A 20,221-nucleotide genomic window follows, 5' to 3' on the forward strand; every position below is an offset into this window, starting at 1 on the left:
TCCTGCGGCAAGCAAGACCGAGGGCCAGATGAACCAGCCTACCGAAGTGACCCTCCCGGATTGGGGGCCTTTTGGCCGCCCGCTGTTCAACGACCCAAGCGCCCGCGCCCTGTCGCGAATCGGGGTGGTCGATGTGGGCTCCAACTCGGTCCGGATGGTGGTGTTCGATGGCGCCGCCCGGTCGCCCGCTTATTTCTACAACGAGAAGATCATGTGTGCGCTCGGCGCGGGCCTGTCTGAATCCGGCAGGCTGAACCCCGAGGGCCGGGTGCGGGCGCTGGCGGCTCTGCGCCGGTTCCAGCATCTGGCGGGCGATCTGGACCTGCCGCCGCTGGCCGCCGTGGCCACTGCCGCGGTACGCGAGGCCGAGGACGGGCGCGCGTTCTGCGACGAGGTGCTGCGCGAGACGGGACTGAAGATCCAGGTGATCGACGGCGACGAGGAGGCACGGCTGTCGGCGCAGGGGGTTCTGTTGGGCTGGCCCGGCGCCTATGGGCTGATCTGCGATATCGGCGGGTCATCGATGGAACTGGCCGAGATCGCCAACAACCAGGTGGGGCGGCGGGTGACCTCGCCGCTGGGACCGCTGAAGCTGCGCGACATCAAGGGCGGCCGCAAGGGGCGCAAGGCGCATATCAAGCAGGTCATGGGTGAGCTGAAGGCGCAGCTGGGGCCGCAGCGCGACCGGCTGTTCCTGGTCGGCGGCAGCTGGCGGGCGATCGCGCGGATCGACATGCTGCGGCGCAACTATCCGCTGAAGGTGCTGCACGAATATCGCATGACCGTGCGCGACGTGCATGAGACGGTGAAGTTCATCGAGAACTCGGACCTGGAGAAGCTGCGGAGCAAGACCGGGCTGTCCTCGTCCCGGATATCGCTGGTGCCCTATGCGATCGACGTGCTGACCCGCCTGATCCGCGATTTCAAGCCCAAGGATATCGCCATTTCCTCGTATGGTATCCGCGAGGGGCTGCTGTTCGAGCAGATGCCGCAGCGGCTGCGTGACCGCGATCCGCTGATCGAGGCGAGCTATTTCGCCGAGGCCAAGGATGCCCGCCTGCCCGGGTTCGGCAAGCAGCTGTTCGAGTTTGTGATGCCGCTGTTCAAATCCGCCCCGCCCGCGCAGGTGCGGCTGATCAAGGCGGCCTGCCTGCTGCATGACGTGAGCTGGCGGGCGCATCCCGATTACCGCGCCGAGATCTGTTTCGACAACGTCACCCGCGCCAATCTGGGCGGGTTGAAGCACTCGGAACGGGTGTTCATCGGGCTGGCGCTGCAACACCGCTACAAGAACAAGCGCGAAGGCAACCGGTTCGACCCGATCTATGCGCTCTTGGACGAGCGGAGCCAGACCCAGGCCGAGACCCTGGGCAAGGCGATGCGGTTCGGCGCGATGCTGTGGCTGAAACGCGACGCGCGGATGGGGCGGCTGACCTGGTTCCCCAAGAAACGCCGGCTGGAGCTGCACCTGCCGAAAGAGGCCGCAGCACTGTTTGGCGAAGTGGCCGAGGCGCGGTTCCAGTCGCTGGTCTCGGCGCTGGGGGCGACCTCGGAGGTGTTCATCGAGGAGTGAGGGCGGCGCGTCGCATGCACCCGAACGCCTGGCATTGTGAACCCACCGGCCAGATTGTGAAAAAGCGGACCTTGCACCACCATCCGGCAAACCGCTGCTTGGAACCCGAGCTTATACCTCTCCGGCGTATGAACGGTCGTGCTCCCTTGCGCGCATTTGGAAGATATTGTGACAATTGGAGTTCTGTGTGGTAACATCGGCGGCGACGACTGTTCTCTTAAGCACGAAGCTGCACACAAGATTGGTGGTCTACCCTTTGGAAAACAAAATCGCGGGTGCCCGTTGGCCCGAAACGCTGATCTGGTCGGCACCGGCCGTGATCGTTGGCGCATGCGTTTTCGTGATTGCCACCGTGATTGGTATCGTGGCCGGTTTGCGCGGCATTGAGCTGGAACTGCTTGTCCGGGACCCTGCCGCATCTTACAAATATCCACCGTATGTAGGCTTTTTCTCGCATATCGGCATAGTTGTCATGGTCTCTACCGCGTCGCTGACAGCCTTTGCCGCCTGGATGTCAATCACCCTGGGGCGCGGTAACACCAGAGTGCTTGCGCATGTATCGGTCTTGTCGGCGGTTCTGGCAATCGACGATATCTTCATGATCCACGAGCAAGCGTCCCGCCTGGGCGAAGTCGCGATATTCGCGGTCTACGGTCTGCTGGCGCTTGCGATCTGGAGGTACCTGCACCGCAGTTCCGACCGCTACGACCTGCGCGGGCTTGCTGCGGCCATCGCCTTGCTCGGCTTTTCGGTCTTTGTCGACGTGTTCAGGCTCCACGGCCCAATTGCCTATTGGCTTGAAGACTTTTCGAAACTGTCGGGCTTCGCCGCCTGGCTGACATTCTGGGCCGGTTACGCACAACACACGCTGAACGAGGCCTGACCGGCCGGTTCACCCGTGCCTGTTTGTTGCGCCGTCATGCGTCACATCAGATGACCGACGTGATAGGCCTTGGACCTATATCGCGGGTTTGCATAAGAACCGCTTCTGTAGGTGCGGAGGTAAGACCACGACGTCGGGGTTGTCTGCTGGATGGTCGTTGACATCAGGATGCGCCAGCGCCCGCTTTGACGATGCCACCTGAATTTCCGTCCTCCTGGGGTGTCGGTGCCTCGGGCGTGGGTGGTATAGTCGGATCAGAATGACGCCGTCTCTATGCCAAGGCGCCCAGGACAGTGAACTGCGTGGCCTGATTGCAATACAGCGGACCTTGCACCGACTTGCCGCGAAAGTCGGCTTCGCGCCCGAAGCGGTCCTCCAAATGCCGGTTCTGAAAAGATATTCTCCAACCCACAAGACGCCTGCACCAAAGTCTGCAAACTAGACGCGGAGGTCAAATAGAGTTCCAAGGCAAAGTGTGGAAGACAAAGCGCCATAGATAATAAACAACTGCTGATGAGACGAGGATAGTTGCTGAGATAATCAGAATCACCATCCCTAGCTTAGATTGATCTCGTCTTTTCCAAGGCATTGGCGCTTCAAAGACAGTTGCTGACCAAAACACCATTGCTATTGGGAAAAACAAGATCGCATATACGTGCAGAGTGATCCAAGGAAGCATTTCCATCCACATTCGGGGGACGTGTGCGAAAGACAGCGGGACTGCCGTCATGATCGAACAAGCCAAACCCCAGATCAGGGACGCAATGAGCTGTACGAAAGGCGTGTAACGAACAAGGATTTTGTTTATATTATTATATAAAATCAATGTTATAAGTAGTGATGGCATCATTGTGGCGATAATTGCGACCAACCAAAACCCATCAGGAAGGAAGTTGTTGCGAGCGGACCAGAAACCGACAATGAACTCCACGCTGAATCCGATCAGTCCACCAATCAGTCCAGAGATCAGTAGCTTCCCCATTTTCGGCCCCGCTTCTCCTTCATTCGCACACAAGTCGAAAACCTATCACGTCGCACCTGAGTCAATATTGATTGGTATCAAGTCAACAAATTCCCAAATTGTCTGCAACGTGCTCCTCAGCAAGCGCCAGGATCGTCCGCAGAACAGTGAATGAGGCCCGGATGTGCAAGCGCCCACTTTGGCGTTTACTGTTCTAGATATCCGTCATCCCCGGCGGGGTCGGCTCAAGAGGCTCAACGGGGTGCTCCGGCTGTGCCTCGGGCGTGGGTGGTATAGTCGGATCAGAATGACGCCGTCTCTATGCCAAGGCGCCCAGGACAGTGAACTGCGTGGCCGGATTGCAATACAGCGGACATTGCACCGGCTTGCCGCGAAAGTCGGCTTCGCGCCCAAACCTCTATTCTTCTACAGCGCGGCTAATGTCGCCTTAAGGTGTGCGGGAAGCAGCCACGATTTGCTTCATGTGGCGCATGTCGGTGCCACAACATCCCCCCAAAACCTTAATATGAGGGAACCTTCGTCTGATCTCTGACAACTGCACACCCAACTCGGTTGGATTGCCGTCGTCCAGTTCTTCGGCTTCGTCAAGTTCAGCATGGCTACAGCGTGAGGCATTGGCAATGATACCTCTTACGCGCTGCATCCAGGGTGCGTCTTCTAGGACTTCAGAGAAATGCTCAGGATGCGCGCAGTTGATCATGAAGTAGCCTGCATAGCTGTCAGTCGCAGCATCGACCTCCGATATCGCTTCCTCTAGTGACTCTCCGGTTGGCAACCGCCCGTCAGTTTCCACCGTGAAAGAGATGACCACCGGAAGCCCAAACCGGCGGGCCGCCCTGACCATGCCAATCGCTTCGGATGGATATGCCAAAGTGTATCCGCTGATCACATCCACATCTGTTTCTGCCAATGCCGAAATTTGCTCCGAGTGATAGCGTTCTGCCTCATCCGAGTGCATTTGCGCTTCCGGGGCGTAGGCATCTTCGCGTGGTCCAATATTTGCACTGATGACGGTCGGAGCATGGTCGCTTTCCGACCGTACAGTCGCCATCATGGCGATAGCATCTTGATTAAGCTTCTTGAGTTCGCTGGAAGCGTACCCAAGCGCAGCCCCGCGATCTCGGTTTGCAACCCATGTTGGGCTTTCTAGAATGACACCGACACCTGTTTCTTTGCCTAGAGCGATCAGGTCTTTCAGATATCCCTTGAGAAGCTCTCGACCCTCCGCGGTTTTCATAAGCGGGTATGAGGCAAAACCCGGCAAATCTACGCCGTGATTGAATATCAAGTCGGTTTCCATCCCAGTGTAGGCCAAGAACAGGTCGGCATTGTCGGGAGGAAAACAGTCTCGATAAATTGACATCGCCGTGGACCAAGCGCCTGAATTGTCCTCAGACCATAACAACAGATGCATAGTTTGTCACTGATGCACCTTGAACGAAGCAGTCATTGGCGCAGCCGCAGCGAAAGCACACTTCGTCCGCGGAACAGTGAATGAGGCCCGTATGTGCGAGCGTCTGCTTTGGCGTTTTCCGGGTCAAATATCCGTCATCCCCGGCGGGGTCGGCTCAAGAGGCTCAACGGGGTGCTCCGGCTGTGTCTCGGGCGGGGCTGGTTTGCGGCGGATGAGGATGTCGCCGTTGGGCAGCATCTCGGGCATCTCGTAGACGGACCAGTCCTCGACCCGGTCGGCGAGGTCGGCGATGGCCGGGCCCATCTGTTCGAGGAAACTCAGGACCGAGGGGCCGACGGTGCCGGCCATGTCGCGCAGGTCCCGTAGCGCCGGTTCCATTTCCTGTTGCAGTCCCTTGAGGAACAGTTCCGCGCCGCGTTCCATCAGCGAGCGGCCTTCGTCCGTCTCCTGCGCGGTGGCGGAGAGCGGGGCGGTCAGACCCAGGGTCAGGGCGAGGGCAAGGAGCGGTCTCATGGGCCCAAGATAGGCATTCGTGCCCGCGATTTCAAAGCTCAGATGTCGATATCCAGCGCCACCGGGAAATGGTCCGACGCGGTCAGCAGCGCATCGCGCAGTTCTTCCATCCGCCAGCATTCGGCATCCTCGAACGGGTGCCAGATGCGCCAGGCGGGGCGGTGGGGCATCAGCCCCTTGCTGATCATGATGTAATCGAGCAGCGCCGAAAGGTAGCGCCCGTTGCCGGGCAGCTGGAAGCGCGCGGTGCTGGGCAGCGCGCCGGGCCGCACCTGTCGCGCCTTGTCGGCGTTGGGGTCAAAGAGCCCGGCGTCGAGCAGGATCTCGACCGAGGAGCGACCGAAAAGATGTTCGAACTCGTCAAGCCCCGGCCCGTCGTTCAGATCCCCGAGCAGGATCACGTCCTCACCCTGGCCCAGATGCGCCTCGATGCGTTCGCGCAGCCAGATCGCCTGCGCCAATTGCTTGCGCCGGTTCAGGATCGAGATGCGGATCGCCTCGTCGCGGGTTTCGGCGCCATGCGGCGCCTTGGATTTCAGATGCGCCCCGATCAGGCGGAACCGGTTGCCAGCGGCGGTGGTGACGGCCAGTTCCAGCGGCGGCTTCGAGAAGCGCACCAGATCCTCGGTCGCGTCGATGTCGAGGTCGATCCGGTAGGTGCCGTCGAAGCGGGGCGGCGTGGCGCTGCCGCGCTTGCCGGTCTCTTCGCCCTGCGGATCGTGGACCGCACTCAGCCTGGCCGGATCATAGAGCAGCGCCAGTTCCTGGTGCGTCTCGTTGGCGAACCCCATCACGGCGGCGCTGGTGCGCAGGTCGAAGGCGCGGGCAAAGCCGGTCAGCGCCCGCACGCTGTTCTGGGTGCGCCCGGTATTGGGCGCCTCGACGATCAGCACCGCGTCGGCATCGAGCGCGGTGAGCACTTTGGCGATGGCCTCGATCTGCTGGGCGCGGGTCACGTCGTGGCGGCCCGACCATTCGTCGTCCAGCAGAAGCTTGTCGTTGCGATCGAACAGGTTGGCGAACCACTCGACATTCCAGGTGGCCAGCCGCATCGCCCTAGACCCTCGCGCCCTTGATCTCGTCCCAGGCGCGGTTGATGTCGATCATCTTCTTCTCGGCCAGGCGGATCGCCTCTTCGGGCACGCCGCGCGCCATCATCGCGTCGGGATGGGTGTCGCGTACCAGCTGCCGCCAGACCTTGCGGATCTCGTCCATCGGCATGTCGCGGGAGACGCCCAGCACGGTATAGGGGTCCTTGGGCGCGTCGGGCACAAAGCGCGCCCGGAGCGCGCTGAACTGCTGGTCGGTCTGGCCGAAGATATGGGCAACATCCTCGAGAAACTCGTTCTCGCCCGGGTGATAGAACCCGTCGGCCAGAGCGATGTGAAACAGCCCTTCCATCAGGTCGCAGAGCACGGTGCTGTCCTCGGCGAACATGCCTTTGATCTTGCGGGCGTAATCCTGGTACCCGGCGACATCGGTTCGGGCCATGTTGAAGACGCGGGCGGCGCCGGCCTCGTCATCGCGGGCGATCTGGAACACCTCGCGAAAGGCGGTGACCTCGTCGCGGGTGACCTGGCCGTCGGCCTTGGCCATCTTGGCGCCCAGCGCGATGACGGCGATGGCAAAGGCTACGGATTTCTCGGGCGGCGTGCGCAGCCGTTCGAAAACGGCGCTCAGGCTTTCGCCCTGGGTCAGCGCGCTCAGCGCCTCGGTGATGCGGGTCCAGAGTGACATGCGCTCAACCTACCCCGTGTGGCCGCCGGTGTCAGGGGGCGCGGTGTCGCTGGGGCGCAGAATTTTCTGCACCAGCACAAGATCGAGCCATTGCCCGGCCTTGCGGCCGACCTGCGGCATGCGCCCCACTTCGCGATACCCCATGGCCGCGTGAAAGGCCAAGCCTTCGGGATTGGCGCCCGAGACACCGCCCACCAGGACATGCACGCCCGCGTCGCGAGCTGTGCGCTCCAATGCCAGCATCAGCGCCCGGCCCAGCCCGCGCCCGCGCGCATCGGGGTCCAGCAGGATGGTATGCTCGCGGGTGTGGGCATAGCCGGGGCCGGTCCGGAACACACCATAGGTGGCAAAGCCGGTGACCCGACCCTCGGCCTCGGCTACCAGATAGGCAGGCGCGCGCGCGGCGATATCGGCGGCGACGCTTTCGGGCGCGCGCAAATCGGTGGTAAAGGTCACCAGCGTATCGCGCACATAGTGGTTGGCGATCGCGGCGATCGCCGGGGCGTCCGCCCCGGTCGCGGGACGGATGGTCATTCGAGAAGCCTCAACCCATGCGGCGTCCTGATCTCGGCCCTGAGACCCGAGGCCCCCGGCTCGAACACCACCCGTTGCAGCGACCCGCAGAGCGCCGCCAGGTCTGCGGCCTGCGGATGGGTCACGATCAGCCGTTCCAACGCACAGCCCGAGGGGGCCAGCATCGCCGCCGGATGCAGCGAACCCTGCCATTGGATCAGCGCCGGGAAGCGGTCGTCATAGGGCAGGATACCGGTTGCGGGCACCGCCATGCGCCAGCGGAGCGCGCCGCGCTCCAGATCCACCGGTGCGCCCGCCCCCGGCGGCACCCTGGCCAACGCCGCGTCGAGATCGGTCACCCGGCAGATCCAGTTGCTCAGCCGTGGCGCGCCCTGAAAGCGGTCGAGGTCGAACCAGCGAGGCCGGTCCGGCACGGGCGCCGCCGGGTCGATGGCGATCGCCTCCAGATAGAGACCGTCCGCCAGACCCAGGAGCCGGTTCCAGGTACCGAAGCGCGCGTGCTGTCCGCCCGGTTGCATCGCCACCCCCAACGCGTCTTCGACATGGGCGACAGCCGCCTCCAGCGTCGTCCCCGCCACCGCGAAATGATCCAGTTCCATGCGCTCCTCCCCCGGGGTTTCACGCCCCCCAGAAACGGCAATCGCGCGCTTGGTGCAAGCCGTCTGCCGGATTTTGCGCTTCTTTCTGGTCGGAAATACTCTCGGGGGTGAATTGCCCCGCAGGGGCAAGAGGGGGCAGACAGCCCCCTGCCCCTATACCAGCCAGGCCACCAGCGACCAGAGGCCAGCGAGCACGCTGGGATAGAAGGTACCCGCAAAGCCCACCCCCCGGAGCGGCGGCGACAGGTGGTAACCCAGCCAGAACAGGAGCCGCATCAGCGCAAAGCCGAGGCCCAGGGCAATAGCCACCGCGCCGCCCAGGGTCATCGCGGCAAAGGGCCAGATCGCCAGCGCCAGCACCAATTGTTCGACGGTGTTGACCAGCACCCGCTGGTCGATATCGGCCGCAGAACCGGGGGCAAAGGGCTGCCCGTCAATGATCGCATCGTCGAAAAACCGCCGCTGTGCCAGCCGCCCGATCATCAGGGCCAGAACCAGGCCCGGCGCAAGGAAAGCCCCGGGCAAGGCAAGTGTCGCGGGCAGATAGGGCAAGCCGGCCCATTGCGGACCGCCCACCAGGACAATCGCCCAGAGGAGGCCCGCGGCCATGCCGGCAAGGATTGTGGAACGTCTGGATCGCAGCATGGCGCAACTCAATCACCGCGCGCGCGCTTTGCCAAGACCGGTCGGGGATCATCCGGCGGGCATCGCCCGGGCTTTCCCCCGGCCACAGGCCCTCCCGCCCGGCGCCAACCATGCCAAATGCATGGCCGCGCCCGTTGGGCATGGCATCGCGCTGGCGCGCGATGCCGCAGCCGGCAGAGCCGGCTGCCCGGCCCAAGGCCGCAAGGGGAGCTGCCCGCAGGGCAGGCACCCGCGGGCGCGGGAGCGCGCCCTGCCCCGATAACCTGAGCGGTGCACCAGTTTCAGGATATCGCGCGCCGCCTTGGGGTCGTTGGTCCCGGGGCCAAAGGTGGCCTTGACGCCCTTGTCATAGAGGAAGTGGCAATCCTCCTTCAGGATCACGCCGCACAGATTAGGACAAAGCTTGTCGCTCCGGCTGCTTTGACCACCGCGCTGGCGCTTTGCCACGGCCCGTCCGACCACCTGCAATCATCCGGCGGGCATCGCCCGGGCTTTCCCCCGGCCATAGGCCCTCCCGCCCGGCGCCAACCATGCCAAAGGCATGGCCGCGCCCGTTGGGCATGGCATCGCGCTGGCGCGCGATGCCGCAGCCGGCAGAGCCGGCTGCCCGGCCCAAGGCCGCCAGGGGGGCTGCCCGCAGGGCAGGCACCCGCGGGCGCGGGAGCGCGCCCTGCCCCGATAGCCTCAGCTGCGCACCAGTTTCAGGATATCCCGCGCCGCCTCGGGAATATTGGTGCCGGGGCCGAAGATCGCCTTGACGCCCCTGTCATAAAGGAACTGGTAGTCCTGCTGCGGGATCACCCCGCCGCAGATCACGATGATATCCTCGGCACCCGCCTTCTTCAGCTCCTCGACCAGTTGCGGCGCCAGCGTCTTGTGGCCCGCCGCCTGGCTGGAGATGCCGACCACGTGGACGTCATTGTCGATGGCATCCTGCGCCGCCTCGGCTGGCGTCTGGAACAGCGGACCCACGTCGACGTCGAAACCGATATCAGCGAACGCGGTGGCGATCACCTTGGCACCCCGGTCGTGGCCGTCCTGGCCCATCTTGACCACCAGCATGCGCGGGCGGCGGCCTTCGGCCTCGGCGAAGGCCTCGACATCGCGCTGGATGGCGGCAAAGCCTTCATCGCCTTCGTAGGCGGCCCCGTATACGCCCGCGAGCGTTTTCACCTCGGCGCGGTGACGGCCGAATTCCTTTTCCATCGCCATGCTGATCTCTCCGACAGATGCCCGGGCGCGGGCCGCCTCGACGGCGGCCTCGAGCAGGTTACCGCCCTCTTTTGCGCGGCGGCTGATCTCTTCCAGTGCGGCAGCACAGGCCGCCTCGTCGCGGCTGCTGCGGATACGCTCCAGCCGGGCGATCTGGGCGTCGCGCACCGCCATGTTGTCGACGTCGAGAATGTCGATCGGGTCTTCGCGGTCCTTGCGGTACTTGTTGACACCGACGATCACCTCTTCGCCGCGGTCGATCATCGCCTGGCGGCGGGCGGCACTTTCCTCGATGCGGAGCTTGGGCATGCCACTGGCCACGGCCTTGGTCATGCCGCCCATCTCCTCGACCTCCTGGATCAGCGCCCAGGCTTTCTCGATCAGGTTGTTGGTCAGGCTTTCGACGTAGTACGAGCCCGCCAACGGATCGACCACCTTGGTCACGCCGGTCTCCTCCTGCAGCACCAGCTGGGTATTGCGGGCGATGCGGGCAGAAAAATCGGTGGGCAGCGCAATCGCCTCGTCGAGCGCGTTGGTGTGCAGCGACTGGGTGCCGCCCAGGACCGCGCTCATCGCCTCGTACGCCGTGCGGATCACGTTGTTATAGGGGTCCTGTTCCTGCAAGCTGACGCCCGAGGTCTGGCAATGGGTGCGCAGCATCTTGGAACGTTCGGATTTTGCGCCGAATTCGGTCATGATGCGGTGCCAGAGCGTGCGCGCGGCGCGCAGTTTGGCAATCTCCATGAAGAAGTTCATGCCGATGGCAAAGAAGAACGACAGGCGGCCTGCGAACTTGTCCACGTCCATGCCCGCCTCGATGGCGGCGCGCACATATTCGCGCCCGTCGGCCAGGGTATAGGCCAGTTCCTGCACCAGGTTCGCCCCGGCCTCCTGCATGTGATAGCCCGAGATCGAGATCGAGTTGAACTTGGGCATGTGATCGGAGGTATATCCGATGATGTCCGAGATGATCCGCATCGAGGGCTCGGGCGGATAGATATAGGTGTTGCGGACCATGAACTCTTTCAGGATGTCGTTCTGGATGGTCCCCGACAGCACCGACTTGTCATGGCCCTGCTCTTCGCCCGCGACGATGAAGCTGGCCAGGATCGGGATCACTGCGCCGTTCATCGTCATCGAAACCGAGACCTTGTCGAGCGGGATACCGTCGAACAGGATCTTCATGTCCTCGACGCTGTCGATGGCGACGCCGGCCTTGCCGACGTCGCCCACCACGCGGGGGTGGTCGCTGTCATAGCCGCGATGGGTGGCCAGGTCGAAGGCGACCGAGACGCCCTGCTGACCGGCGGCCAGGTTGCGGCGGTAGAAGGCGTTCGATTCCTCGGCGGTGGAGAAACCGGCATATTGCCGGATGGTCCAGGGGCGGCCTGCATACATGGTTGCCTTGACGCCGCGGGTGAACGGAGCAAAGCCCGGCAGCGAGGCCATGTGCGGCAGGTCCGCGGTGTCCTCGGCGGTATAGAGCGGCTTGACCCCGATGCCTTCGAGCGTATTCCAGGTCAGGTCGTCAACGGGGCGTCCGCGCAGCTCTTTCTCAGCCAGCGCCCGCCAATCGTCGGTCTTGGTCATTGCGTTTTCCTCTTGTCAAATCGGGGGTTGGCGGGGTTTGCCCCGCCGTTTTCTTGTTCAGATCGTCGACCAGCCAGGCCAGGCCATCGGCCCCGGCGGCCAGCCACATCAGGTCGTCGGCATAGGCCTCGCGCAGGGCGGCGGCCTGATCCGGGGCGAACGGGGTCCAGCGCCCCTCGCCCTTGGGCAGTTGCGCCGCCAGAGCGGGGGGCAGCAGGCCGCGCAGCGCGGCCAGGTCCGGCGTGGGGTTCAGGCGCTCGCGGCTGTGTTCGCGCGGCGCCGGGCGGCCGGTGACGGTGGCCAGCTGCGCCTCGGGACGGCCTGCAAAGATCTCGAACGGCAAGACCCAGATGCGTGCGCCCGGCAGGGCGCAGGCGACATCGGTGATCACGTCGCGCCAGCCGCGCGGATTGCGTGCGATCCAGTCCAGCGCCACCAGCGACGGCAGGCCGAAGCCGCGCGCCAGACCATAGCCCAGCGCCGAGGCCCACCAATGATCCTGTGACCGGATGTTGAGCAGCACGTCGGTGACCTGCCCGTCAAAGGCCTGGCCATAGCGCGCCAGCCGTTCGCCAGCCGAGGGGTAGAGCGCGGCCTGACGCAGGTTCTCGCGCATGGAACCCAGCATGTTCTCTTCGCTGACCAAGAGCCGCCGGGTGCCCGAGAGCGCGCTGCGGGACAGGTTCAGGCGCACGCGTCCCACGGCGCGGCGGCGCGGGTCGCGGCCGGTGGCGATGGACGGTCCGGGCAGGATGCCGCGAAACAGGCCCGTGCGGGTACGGTGCGGTCCCCAGAATCCGGTGCCGTCGCGGGCCAGACGCTCGGCGTTCTGGCGCATGTAGTGCTGAAAGGTGGTGGTGGCGCAGCGGTGCGCGCCGAGATGCAGGATAACGTCCATGGCTTCGCCTTTCTGGCCGGCCATGCGGGCCGGTCGCGGGTTGGGGAACGTGACGACAGTCATGCCGAACCCCTGACGAAGCGATTAACGTTAAACTTTTTGCGGCCCCTGCGCATCTGGACAGTCGCAATCGCCCCGTCCACGTTTATATTGAACGGGACAGGAGACCGCATGAAACGACTATTCGCCCTTGTTTTCCTTGCCTTACTTCCGGTGTCGGGTTGGGCCGCGGACGCCGCGCAGCCTGCCGAGCAGGACCTCATCCGGCCTGCCGGTGACAGCGATTTGAGCGAATTTTTATGGATAAAGCGGCCCATCGTCGTGTTTGCCGACACCGATGCGGATCCGCGGTTCCACCAGCAGATGGAAATGCTGCGCGACGGGCTGATGATGCTGGAGGAGCGCGATGTCGTGGTGCTGACCGATACCGACCCGTCAGCGCGTGCACCATTACGGCAAAAACTGCGCCCGCGCGGCTTTGCTCTGGTGGTGCTCGACAAGGACGGCGGCGTCAAGCTGCGCAAGCCCACGCCCTGGAGCGTGCGCGAGCTGACCCGTACCATCGACAAGATGCCGACCCGCGAACAGGAAGTGCGCGAGCGGCGCGGGCTGAACTGAGGCGCGCGGGCGGCCATCACACGTCCCCCCGGGCAAAGAAGACTTGCCGCCGGTCCCGGTCGAGGATCACCAGTGCGTTGTTTTCCGGCGCAAAAACCAGCAATGCGGCGGGCGATTGCAGGGCGCCCAGATAGGCCGATTTGGTGGCCTCGTCCATGCAGGCACGGGCGCTGAGGCCCGAGGAAAGGACACCCAGCCCCTTGGGCAGATCCGCCGACATCACCAACTGCGAGACCCGGTCGGGGGTCTCGCCCGCCAGCTCAAAGGCGACGACGATCTCTTTCGACAAAGCGGCCAGACCGTCATGCAGGGTCGATACGGTGCGCACCTTGCCTTGGAGAAAATCAGCCTGCGTGGCGAAGACCCCGGCGGTGCATTCCAGCTTGGAGTCGAAATAGAGCGTATCGCCCAGCGGCATCCAGCCGCCGAGTTGGGCACGCACCTCGGCCTCGCGGTCGAGCGCACAGGCCGCCAGCCCCAGAAGGGCCAGCGCGGCCAGTGGCCGGACACCGCGAGGATATGGGCGTGCCCCGAACATGGGGTTACTCGAACTCCATGATCACATCGTCAACAGCAAGGCTGTCGCCGGGGCCTGCGTTGATCTTGGCGACCACACCCTTTTTCTCGGCGCGCAGGATGTTTTCCATCTTCATCGCCTCGACGGTGCAGAGCGCCTGACCTTCCTGAACCTCCTGGCCCACTTCGACATCGACCTTCACGATCAGGCCGGGCATCGGGCAGAGCAGCAGTTTCGAGGTGTCGGGCGGCAGTTTCTCGGGCATGAGCTTGGCCAGCTCGGCCTGGCGCGGGGTGCGCACATGGACCTTGAGGTCGGCGCCCCGGGTGCGGATGCGGAAGCCGCCCGAGATCTTGCCCGCCTTGAGCACCAGAGGCGCGCCATCGACGCTGAGCTTGGCCAGTTGGTCGCCCGGGGTCCAGTCGCTGGTGACCCGCATTGCGCCGCCGCCCTGAAAGGTGACGGTGGAGCCGTCATGGTCGGCGTCGATATGCACGGGGAAATCGCTGCCTTGCAGGCTGACCACCCATTCGGTGCCGACGCGGCGCTCGTGATTGTCCATCCGACCCGAGACACGGGTGCGCCGGATCTCGGCCACGCGGTGCATCGCGGCGGCGGCAGCGGCCACGCGGCGCAGGTCGGTTTCAGGCAGCGTCACGCCTTCGAAGCCTTCGGGATATTCCTCGGCGATAAAGGCCGTGGTCATGTCGCCCGAGATGAATTTCGGGTGGTCCATCACCGCGCTGAGGAACGGCAGGTTGTGACCGATGCCTTCGACCTCGAAACTGTCGAGCGCGATGCGCATCGCCTCAATCGCGGCGGCACGGGTCGGTGCCCAGGTGCAGAGCTTGGCGATCATCGGGTCGTAGTACATCGAGATCTCGCCGCCTTCGTAGACGCCGGTATCGTTGCGCACCGCTGCCTCGCCCGTGGGCGCGTCCCCCTGCCATTTGCCATTGACCAGCATCGGACCGGCGGCGGTCTCCGCCGGGGGACGATAACGGGTCAGACGACCGATCGAGGGCAGGAAGCCGCGATAAGGATCCTCGGCGTAAAGCCGGTTCTCGATGGCCCAGCCGGTGAGTTTCACATCGTCCTGGGTGATGCTGAGCGGCTCGCCCGCCGCCACGCGGATCATCTGTTCCACCAGATCGACGCCGGTGATCAGCTCGGTCACCGGGTGTTCCACCTGAAGGCGGGTGTTCATCTCGAGGAAGTAGAAGTTCTTCTGCCCGTCGACGATGAATTCCACGGTGCCCGCGCTGGCATAGCCCACGGCCTTGGCCAATGCCACGGCCTGTTCGCCCATTGCGCGGCGGGTGGCCTCGTCGAGGAAGGGGCTGGGCGCCTCTTCGACGACCTTCTGGTTACGGCGCTGGATCGAGCATTCCCGCTCGCCCAGATAGATGCCGTTGCCATGGCTGTCGCACAGCACCTGAATCTCGATATGGCGCGGCTGGGTGACGAATTTCTCGATGAAGATCCGGTCATCCCCAAAGGAGTTCGCCGCCTCGTTCTTGGAGCTCTGGAAGCCTTCGCGCGCCTCCTGATCGTTCCACGCGATCCGCATGCCCTTGCCGCCGCCCCCGGCGGAGGCCTTGATCATCACCGGGTAGCCGATCTCGTTCGAGATCTTCACTGCCTCGTCGGCATCGGCGATCAGGCCCATGTAGCCCGGAACGGTGGACACGCCCGCCTCCTGGGCGATCTTCTTCGAGGTGATCTTGTCGCCCATCGCCTCGATGGCGCCCTTGGGGGGCCCGACAAAGATGACACCGGCGGCATCCAGCGCCTCGGCGAATTTCGAGTTCTCGGACAGGAAGCCATAGCCCGGATGCACCGCCTGGGCGCCGGTCGCCTTGATCGCCGCCATCACCTTGTCGATGACGATATAGGACTGGTTGGCGGGCGGCGGGCCGATATGCACCGCCTCGTCGGCCATCTGCACATGCAGCGCCTGCTTGTCGGCATCCGAATAGATGGCGACGGTGGAAATGCCCATCTTGCGCGCCGTCTTGATGACCCGGCAGGCAATTTCGCCCCGGTTGGCGATCAGGATCTTGTTGAACATGCGATGTCCTCTGTCTTGGGAAAGTCGGAACGCAAAACGCCGCCCCGGGCCATCAGGCCCGACACGGCGTTCCACGCGAATGCGGCCGGACCGTGTGCGGCCCGGGTGATGATTACGGCATCAGTTGCAGGTGTTTTGCACCTTGCAATAGAGAAGGTTGCCCGCGGCGCCGGCAGCGGCGCCCACGACCGGGTTGCCATCGAGGACAAGCGAGGTGAGCAAGCCCGCGCTACCGCCATAAAGCGCCTGTTCGGTCTGGGTTTCGCCACAAGCGGCAAGGCCCGCGCACAGCGCCAGGCCGACAATGAGTTTCGGTTTGTACATCCTGCCCATCCTTCGGTTTGGTCCGAGTTTTCGGACCGATCCTCTACCCGCAGGACAGGCGCGCGCAAGTCAAAGAACCGTGCCACGACAGGGTGCGCAACTTGTTGCTTATGCTGGGGGATTTCCGCCGATCCGGGCCGAAACGAAACCGGGAAAAAGGCGAGCGGTTCGATACTTGGGGGATCGGACCGCCCGCTTAGGGAAGGGGTACGGAATAGTAGGTGTGCGACCGGCGCAGGCAGTTCAGAGCCGGTCACATCCCGCAGGCTGGCGCAAACGCGACGCGCCGCCAAGCCCCGGCGTGCAGGGTGCTGGAATTGAGCCGGAATCTGCCGGGCTTGCGCGGGCGCGGGCGGGAAGATGCCGACCGGACGCCCCGTGCGCACCCGCGCCGCGCTTGTCACATGGCCGTTACAGAGGGCAGACCGACTGACCCGGTCGCTGCGGTGGTAAACGGCCCTCTCACGGTGGATGCACGAGAAAGTGCCCGGCAAACCTTTGGTCACATCGGAGACGTATTCACACGGGCAAATCGCAACTCTCGACCGATCACCATCGCGGCAATTTTCGTTCACAGCCAATCGCTTGCTTGTCATTTGCCCGGAGTGCGGACGCGTGAAACCCAGACCCTCGCCACACACAAGAGGAGATGGGTAGACATGGTGAGGAGACTTGATGCAATTTCGGCGCTGGCGCTGATGGTGGGCCTGGGGGCCGCCGGAACGGCGATGGCCGGGGATGCCGGCAGCCAGGCCGAGCTGGACGCGCTGCGCGCCCGGGTCGAGGCGCTGGAAGCGGGCCGTTCCGCTGCTGCAAGCGGCGACCTGCATGTCGGGCGCACCGCGATCGACATTTACGGCTATGCCAAGGCGGATTTCTTTTACGATTTCGACTTTGTTCAGGGCGACACCGCATTCGTGAACAATATCGGCGAACCGGCGAACGCCACCGACGGCACCTTTGGCGCCACGGTGCGGCAGTCGCGCCTGGGCATCCGCACCAAGACCGAGACCGATATCGGCACCCTGGGCGGGCAGCTGGAATTCGACCTCTTCGCCTCGGGCGGTCGGTCGGAACTGCGGCTGCGCCATGCCAATATCCGCATCGGCGATCACTGGCTGGTCGGCCAGACCTGGACCAACTTCATGCCGATCAACCATTACCCGACCAGCGTCGAGTTCAACGGCCCGGTCGGCGTGAGTTTTGCCCGGGTGCCGCAGGTGCGTTACACCCATGCCTTCGGCAAGGCGGTGTTCAGCGCCTCGATCGAGGAAAACCGCTCTCCGTCGGACGATCCGGTTATCACCGCCGCGCTGGAATACAATGACGATCTGTTCTCGGCCCGTATCGCAGGCCTGGTCGGCACCGTCATCTCGGGCGGAACCGATGTGGACCAGACCGGTCTGACCCTGTCGGGCAATGTGCGCCCCTGGCATGGCGGCCTGTTCCAGGCCACCTTCGCCACCGGCGAGGCGCTGGGTCCGCTGCTGATCGGCGGTGGTGCGGCGGCGGTTGGCGGTGTCGCCAACGATGTCGACGGCTACACGCTCGAATTCCGGCAGGACGTCGGCGAGAAGTGGAACTTCGGCATCGCCTACGGCAACGAGGAATACGACCTTCCCACAGTCACCGGCGCGCTCGATTTCGTCGAGCTCGAGACCATTCATGTCAACGCGTTCTACAAACCCACCGACAACCTGACGTTGGGGGCCGAATACATCTTCGGCGAACGGACCACCTCGACGGGCGCCAGCTTTGAAGGCGACCGGGTTCAGCTTGCGGTACAGCTGAACTTCTGAGTGCGGCGGCACGCTCTGTTCTCCCTCGGGCAGAGCGTGCCGGAACACCCCGGCGTGCGTCATATGTTCGCCGAACCGGACCATCAATAACCGTCCCTGAACGCATCGGGGAAGGACAGGCGCGCCGCGGCGACGTCGATTACCAGAAGCGCCTCGTAGCTTGTCGGATCGAAGGGCTCTTCGACCGCCAGCACCTCGCGCCCGAACAGCCAGCTGAGCCGCCCCGCATCAAGATTGCCGCGCTCGAAAGGCTGGTCGCCGAACTGCTCCCACAAGGCCTGCATGAACAGCTCGTCCGCGCGCCGGTCGACCGCCTTGCGATCGCGGTAGCGTTCGCGACGAATCAAGGGCGTCACGCCCTTGGGGTTGGCGCGGCGAATCGTGAACTGGAAATCGGAGCCGGGCATACGGCTGGGAAAACCGCGGTGTTTCAGCATGGCGCGCCCTCCCGGACCGGGCGAACCACGGGGTGCGGAACCGGCCCGTAAGCCGATCCCGCGGAAAGCTTACTTGTACTTGCCGGTAAAGGTCGGCTCGGTCGAGATGGGCTCGACGATGACGAACTCTTCTTTCGGCGAGTTGTCACACGCAGCCACGGCGCCGACAAAGGCGACCATAGCCACAAATTTGATGCATTTCGACATCTGTTTCTCCTACTGACGTTACTGAAACCTACAGGAGTCGTTGCTCCTGATTGCCTCACCCTTTCGGGGTTGGTTGCGCGTTGGCAACCGTGCCAGAGGATAGTTGAATTCGGGCCGGAAATACATCCGGAATAGGGTAAGTTCATGGCCTGTGACTCCAAAGTCGCAAAACTCCGCCGGTGTGAAGATTGACCCGCAACATGTTGTGGCATCGTCAAAACTCCTCCCAGATACAGCGAGAGTCCTGAAGGCGGTAGGCTTCAAAATATTGTGTGGCCCCTGGTTGCGAGGTGCCGAACTCGACCGGGCGGTCCGACATCGAGATCACCACCCGCGCGGGCGTGATGCCCCGGGTTTCGACATAGGGAACAGCCAGGATCTGGCACAGATGAGCCATGTCGATGGCGGCCACGTCATAGCCGATCTGGCCGGCCAGATCGCCGATCCTGGGGGCGAGGAAGCGGAACCGCACCCACAGTTCGCCCGGGTTGTCATCGAGCAGGACATCGGACAGTTCGACCGGCTGGCCCGAGGGTACCGGCAACAACGCCTGGGCGCGCACCGGCAGGGCAAAGGCGGCGAGTGCGGCCAGGACATATATGCAACCCCGACCCCACGCAAAGCGGGCTCCTCCGGTCGGGGTTGCTTGCGCGACGCGCTTGGCGTGCGCTGTTCCATGTCGGCTGGCGCGGATCATGGGGCTGATTCGTCCTTGGTGTCAAATTGAGCCGGAGAGATGATCTCGATCAGTTCCATGTCGTCGGAATGCCGGACCTCGCGGTGCCTGATCCCCGGCGGTTGCAATACGCAGGACCCGGCCCGCAGGATATGCTCGCCCTGGCCTTCGTATTCGAAGACGACCCAGCCCTTGGTGACATAGACCATCTGGAAGTCGAGGTCATGACTGTGCCAGGCGCCGGGGCTTTCCATACCCGGCACCGCGCGGATCACATGGGCGCCGAACTTGCCCTGGGTCGCGTCGTTTATGCCCAGGTCGCGGTATTCGAAGAAAGCGCGCAGCCCCTGCCCGACGAAGGCCGAATTGTCGGCATGGGAGACGGTGAAGGCCTGATTTTTCCAAAGCCGGGTCATGCGTGCACCAGATGATGATGGTCATAGACCGCCGGGTCCTTCGGCGTGCCTGCAAGATCGGTGGCGTGCTGGGCGTAGACCGGGAAACCGGCCTGCACCAGCGTCCCCTTCTGGGCGCATTCGGTGAAGATGTACTTGGCGTTCTCCGGCGTGCGGTCGAACCAGTCGGGATCGTCGAGCGTACCGGTCATGACAGCCGTGAAACCGGGGAACCGCTCCAGCTCCAGATAGGTGGTAGTGGAGCAGGTCGGGCAGGATTTCAGGTGGATCTCCTTGCCGCTGCCTTCGGAGACGTGGGTGTAGGTCCGCGGGGCGCCCGATACCAGCCGGAAGGCGCTGCCGGAAAACCCGGCAAGCGCATTCATCGGTGTCCCGGTCATCTTCTGGCAAAAGCGACAGGTGCACCATGTCAAACGCAGGGGCGGTTCGCTCACTTCGTAGCGAAGCGCGCCGCACAGGCATCCACCGGCGTGGGTCTTGTCCATGTTCAACCTCCTCCCAGAGTGAAAGCACGTCAGGCGTCTTCGGCAGGTTCCGTAGGGTGGGCAGTTTGCCCACCAGTGACGTTTCGCAGGC

22 protein-coding genes are annotated in these 20,221 nt (G+C 63.8%); 4 read left to right on the plus strand and 18 right to left on the minus strand.

The features are described from left to right. The first annotated feature begins 28 nt into the window (after nt 1-28). Together OE747_RS11040 and OE747_RS11045 are read left to right on the plus strand one after the other, a co-directional pair. Entirely contained in the window at nt 29-1,573 is a 1,545-nt protein-coding gene (locus tag OE747_RS11040) for a Ppx/GppA family phosphatase (RefSeq protein WP_263828657.1), read from the plus strand. A gap of 187 nt (nt 1,574-1,760) precedes the next feature. Next, nucleotides 1,761-2,456 carry a hypothetical protein gene (locus OE747_RS11045; protein WP_263828658.1) on the plus strand — a complete coding sequence of 232 codons (696 nt, stop codon included), beginning with the start codon at nt 1,761-1,763 and terminating at the stop codon, nt 2,454-2,456. Nucleotides 2,457-2,907: 451 nt separating this feature from the next. On the opposite strand, the gene OE747_RS11050 is transcribed toward OE747_RS11045, so the two are convergent. The 10 genes from OE747_RS11050 to OE747_RS11095 all read right to left on the minus strand — a co-directional run bounded on the left by OE747_RS11050 (nt 2,908) and on the right by OE747_RS11095 (nt 12,643). After that, nucleotides 2,908-3,438 (minus strand): hypothetical protein, encoded by a 531-nt coding sequence (locus OE747_RS11050; RefSeq protein WP_263828659.1) that lies wholly within the window; start codon nt 3,436-3,438, stop codon nt 2,908-2,910. Nucleotides 3,439-3,865: 427 nt separating this feature from the next. Then, nucleotides 3,866-4,738 (minus strand): homocysteine S-methyltransferase family protein, encoded by an 873-nt coding sequence (locus tag OE747_RS11055; protein WP_263828660.1) that lies wholly within the window; start codon nt 4,736-4,738, stop codon nt 3,866-3,868. A gap of 237 nt (nt 4,739-4,975) precedes the next feature. Further along, entirely contained in the window at nt 4,976-5,365 is a 390-nt protein-coding gene (locus tag OE747_RS11060) for a hypothetical protein (RefSeq protein WP_263828661.1), read from the minus strand. 38 nt (nt 5,366-5,403) lie between these two features. Continuing rightward, nucleotides 5,404-6,417 (minus strand): endonuclease/exonuclease/phosphatase family protein, encoded by a 1,014-nt coding sequence (locus OE747_RS11065; protein WP_263828662.1) that lies wholly within the window; start codon nt 6,415-6,417, stop codon nt 5,404-5,406. A gap of 4 nt (nt 6,418-6,421) precedes the next feature. Continuing rightward, nucleotides 6,422-7,102: a molecular chaperone DjiA gene (locus OE747_RS11070; protein WP_263828663.1), complete on the minus strand. Its 681-nt coding sequence runs from the start codon at nt 7,100-7,102 to the stop codon at nt 6,422-6,424. Nucleotides 7,103-7,111: 9 nt separating this feature from the next. After that, a complete protein-coding gene (locus OE747_RS11075; protein WP_263828664.1) occupies nt 7,112-7,636 on the minus strand; it encodes a GNAT family N-acetyltransferase in 525 nt (174 codons plus the stop codon). Continuing rightward, complete coding sequence (locus OE747_RS11080) at nt 7,633-8,235, minus strand: VOC family protein (protein WP_263828665.1); 603 nt, start codon at nt 8,233-8,235, stop codon at nt 7,633-7,635. Before OE747_RS11080 ends, OE747_RS11075 begins: the two co-directional genes overlap by 4 nt. Nucleotides 8,236-8,388: 153 nt before the next feature. Beyond that, complete coding sequence (locus OE747_RS11085) at nt 8,389-8,844, minus strand: MAPEG family protein (protein ID WP_263828666.1); 456 nt, start codon at nt 8,842-8,844, stop codon at nt 8,389-8,391. Between the two features lie 720 nt (nt 8,845-9,564). Then, a complete protein-coding gene (scpA, locus tag OE747_RS11090) occupies nt 9,565-11,682 on the minus strand; it encodes a methylmalonyl-CoA mutase (protein WP_263828667.1) in 2,118 nt (705 codons plus the stop codon). Further along, nucleotides 11,648-12,643, minus strand: a complete 996-nt coding sequence (locus tag OE747_RS11095; RefSeq protein WP_263828668.1) for a hypothetical protein — start codon at nt 12,641-12,643, stop codon at nt 11,648-11,650. The genes scpA and OE747_RS11095 overlap by 35 nt, the downstream gene beginning before the upstream one ends. 108 nt (nt 12,644-12,751) lie before the next feature. Here OE747_RS11095 and OE747_RS11100 point away from each other — a divergent pair, with 108 nt between their 5' ends. Then, nucleotides 12,752-13,198 carry a DUF4174 domain-containing protein gene (locus OE747_RS11100; RefSeq protein WP_263828669.1) on the plus strand — a complete coding sequence of 149 codons (447 nt, stop codon included), beginning with the start codon at nt 12,752-12,754 and terminating at the stop codon, nt 13,196-13,198. Between the two features lie 16 nt (nt 13,199-13,214). Here the strand turns inward: OE747_RS11100 and OE747_RS11105 are convergent, their stop codons facing one another. From OE747_RS11105 to OE747_RS11115, 3 genes are all read right to left on the minus strand, one after another. Then, nucleotides 13,215-13,736, minus strand: a complete 522-nt coding sequence (locus OE747_RS11105) for a hypothetical protein (RefSeq protein WP_263828670.1) — start codon at nt 13,734-13,736, stop codon at nt 13,215-13,217. Nucleotides 13,737-13,740: 4 nt separating this feature from the next. Next, a complete protein-coding gene (locus tag OE747_RS11110) occupies nt 13,741-15,786 on the minus strand; it encodes an acetyl-CoA carboxylase biotin carboxylase subunit (RefSeq protein WP_263828671.1) in 2,046 nt (681 codons plus the stop codon). Between the two features lie 120 nt (nt 15,787-15,906). Further along, a complete protein-coding gene (locus OE747_RS11115; RefSeq protein WP_263828672.1) occupies nt 15,907-16,110 on the minus strand; it encodes a hypothetical protein in 204 nt (67 codons plus the stop codon). Between the two features lie 659 nt (nt 16,111-16,769). Between OE747_RS11115 and OE747_RS11120 the strand changes: the two genes are divergently transcribed. Continuing rightward, entirely contained in the window at nt 16,770-17,909 is a 1,140-nt protein-coding gene (locus OE747_RS11120) for a DcaP family trimeric outer membrane transporter (RefSeq protein ID WP_263828673.1), read from the plus strand. A gap of 83 nt (nt 17,910-17,992) precedes the next feature. Here the strand turns inward: OE747_RS11120 and OE747_RS11125 are convergent, their stop codons facing one another. The 5 genes from OE747_RS11125 to OE747_RS11145 form a co-directional block, all read right to left on the minus strand. Then, nucleotides 17,993-18,346, minus strand: coding sequence for a hypothetical protein (locus OE747_RS11125; RefSeq protein ID WP_263828674.1), 354 nt, complete (start codon nt 18,344-18,346; stop codon nt 17,993-17,995). A 69-nt stretch (nt 18,347-18,415) separates the two neighbouring features. Continuing rightward, the gene (locus OE747_RS11130) at nt 18,416-18,553 is read right to left on the minus strand and encodes a hypothetical protein (protein WP_263828675.1); all 138 of its coding nucleotides are present in this window, start codon (nt 18,551-18,553) and stop codon (nt 18,416-18,418) included. A 214-nt stretch (nt 18,554-18,767) separates the two neighbouring features. Further along, nucleotides 18,768-19,250, minus strand: coding sequence for a DUF6497 family protein (locus tag OE747_RS11135; RefSeq protein WP_263828676.1), 483 nt, complete (start codon nt 19,248-19,250; stop codon nt 18,768-18,770). Further along, on the minus strand, nt 19,247-19,645 hold the full coding sequence (locus tag OE747_RS11140; protein WP_263828677.1) for a cupin domain-containing protein: 399 nt from the start codon (nt 19,643-19,645) through the stop codon (nt 19,247-19,249). Before OE747_RS11140 ends, OE747_RS11135 begins: the two co-directional genes overlap by 4 nt. Next, complete coding sequence (locus tag OE747_RS11145) at nt 19,642-20,130, minus strand: GFA family protein (RefSeq protein WP_263828678.1); 489 nt, start codon at nt 20,128-20,130, stop codon at nt 19,642-19,644. The genes OE747_RS11140 and OE747_RS11145 overlap by 4 nt, the downstream gene beginning before the upstream one ends. Between the last annotated feature and the right edge of the window lie 91 nt (nt 20,131-20,221).

This window comes from Ruegeria aquimaris, assembly GCF_025751555.1.
Taxonomy (GTDB): domain Bacteria; phylum Pseudomonadota; class Alphaproteobacteria; order Rhodobacterales; family Rhodobacteraceae; genus Ruegeria_B; species Ruegeria_B aquimaris.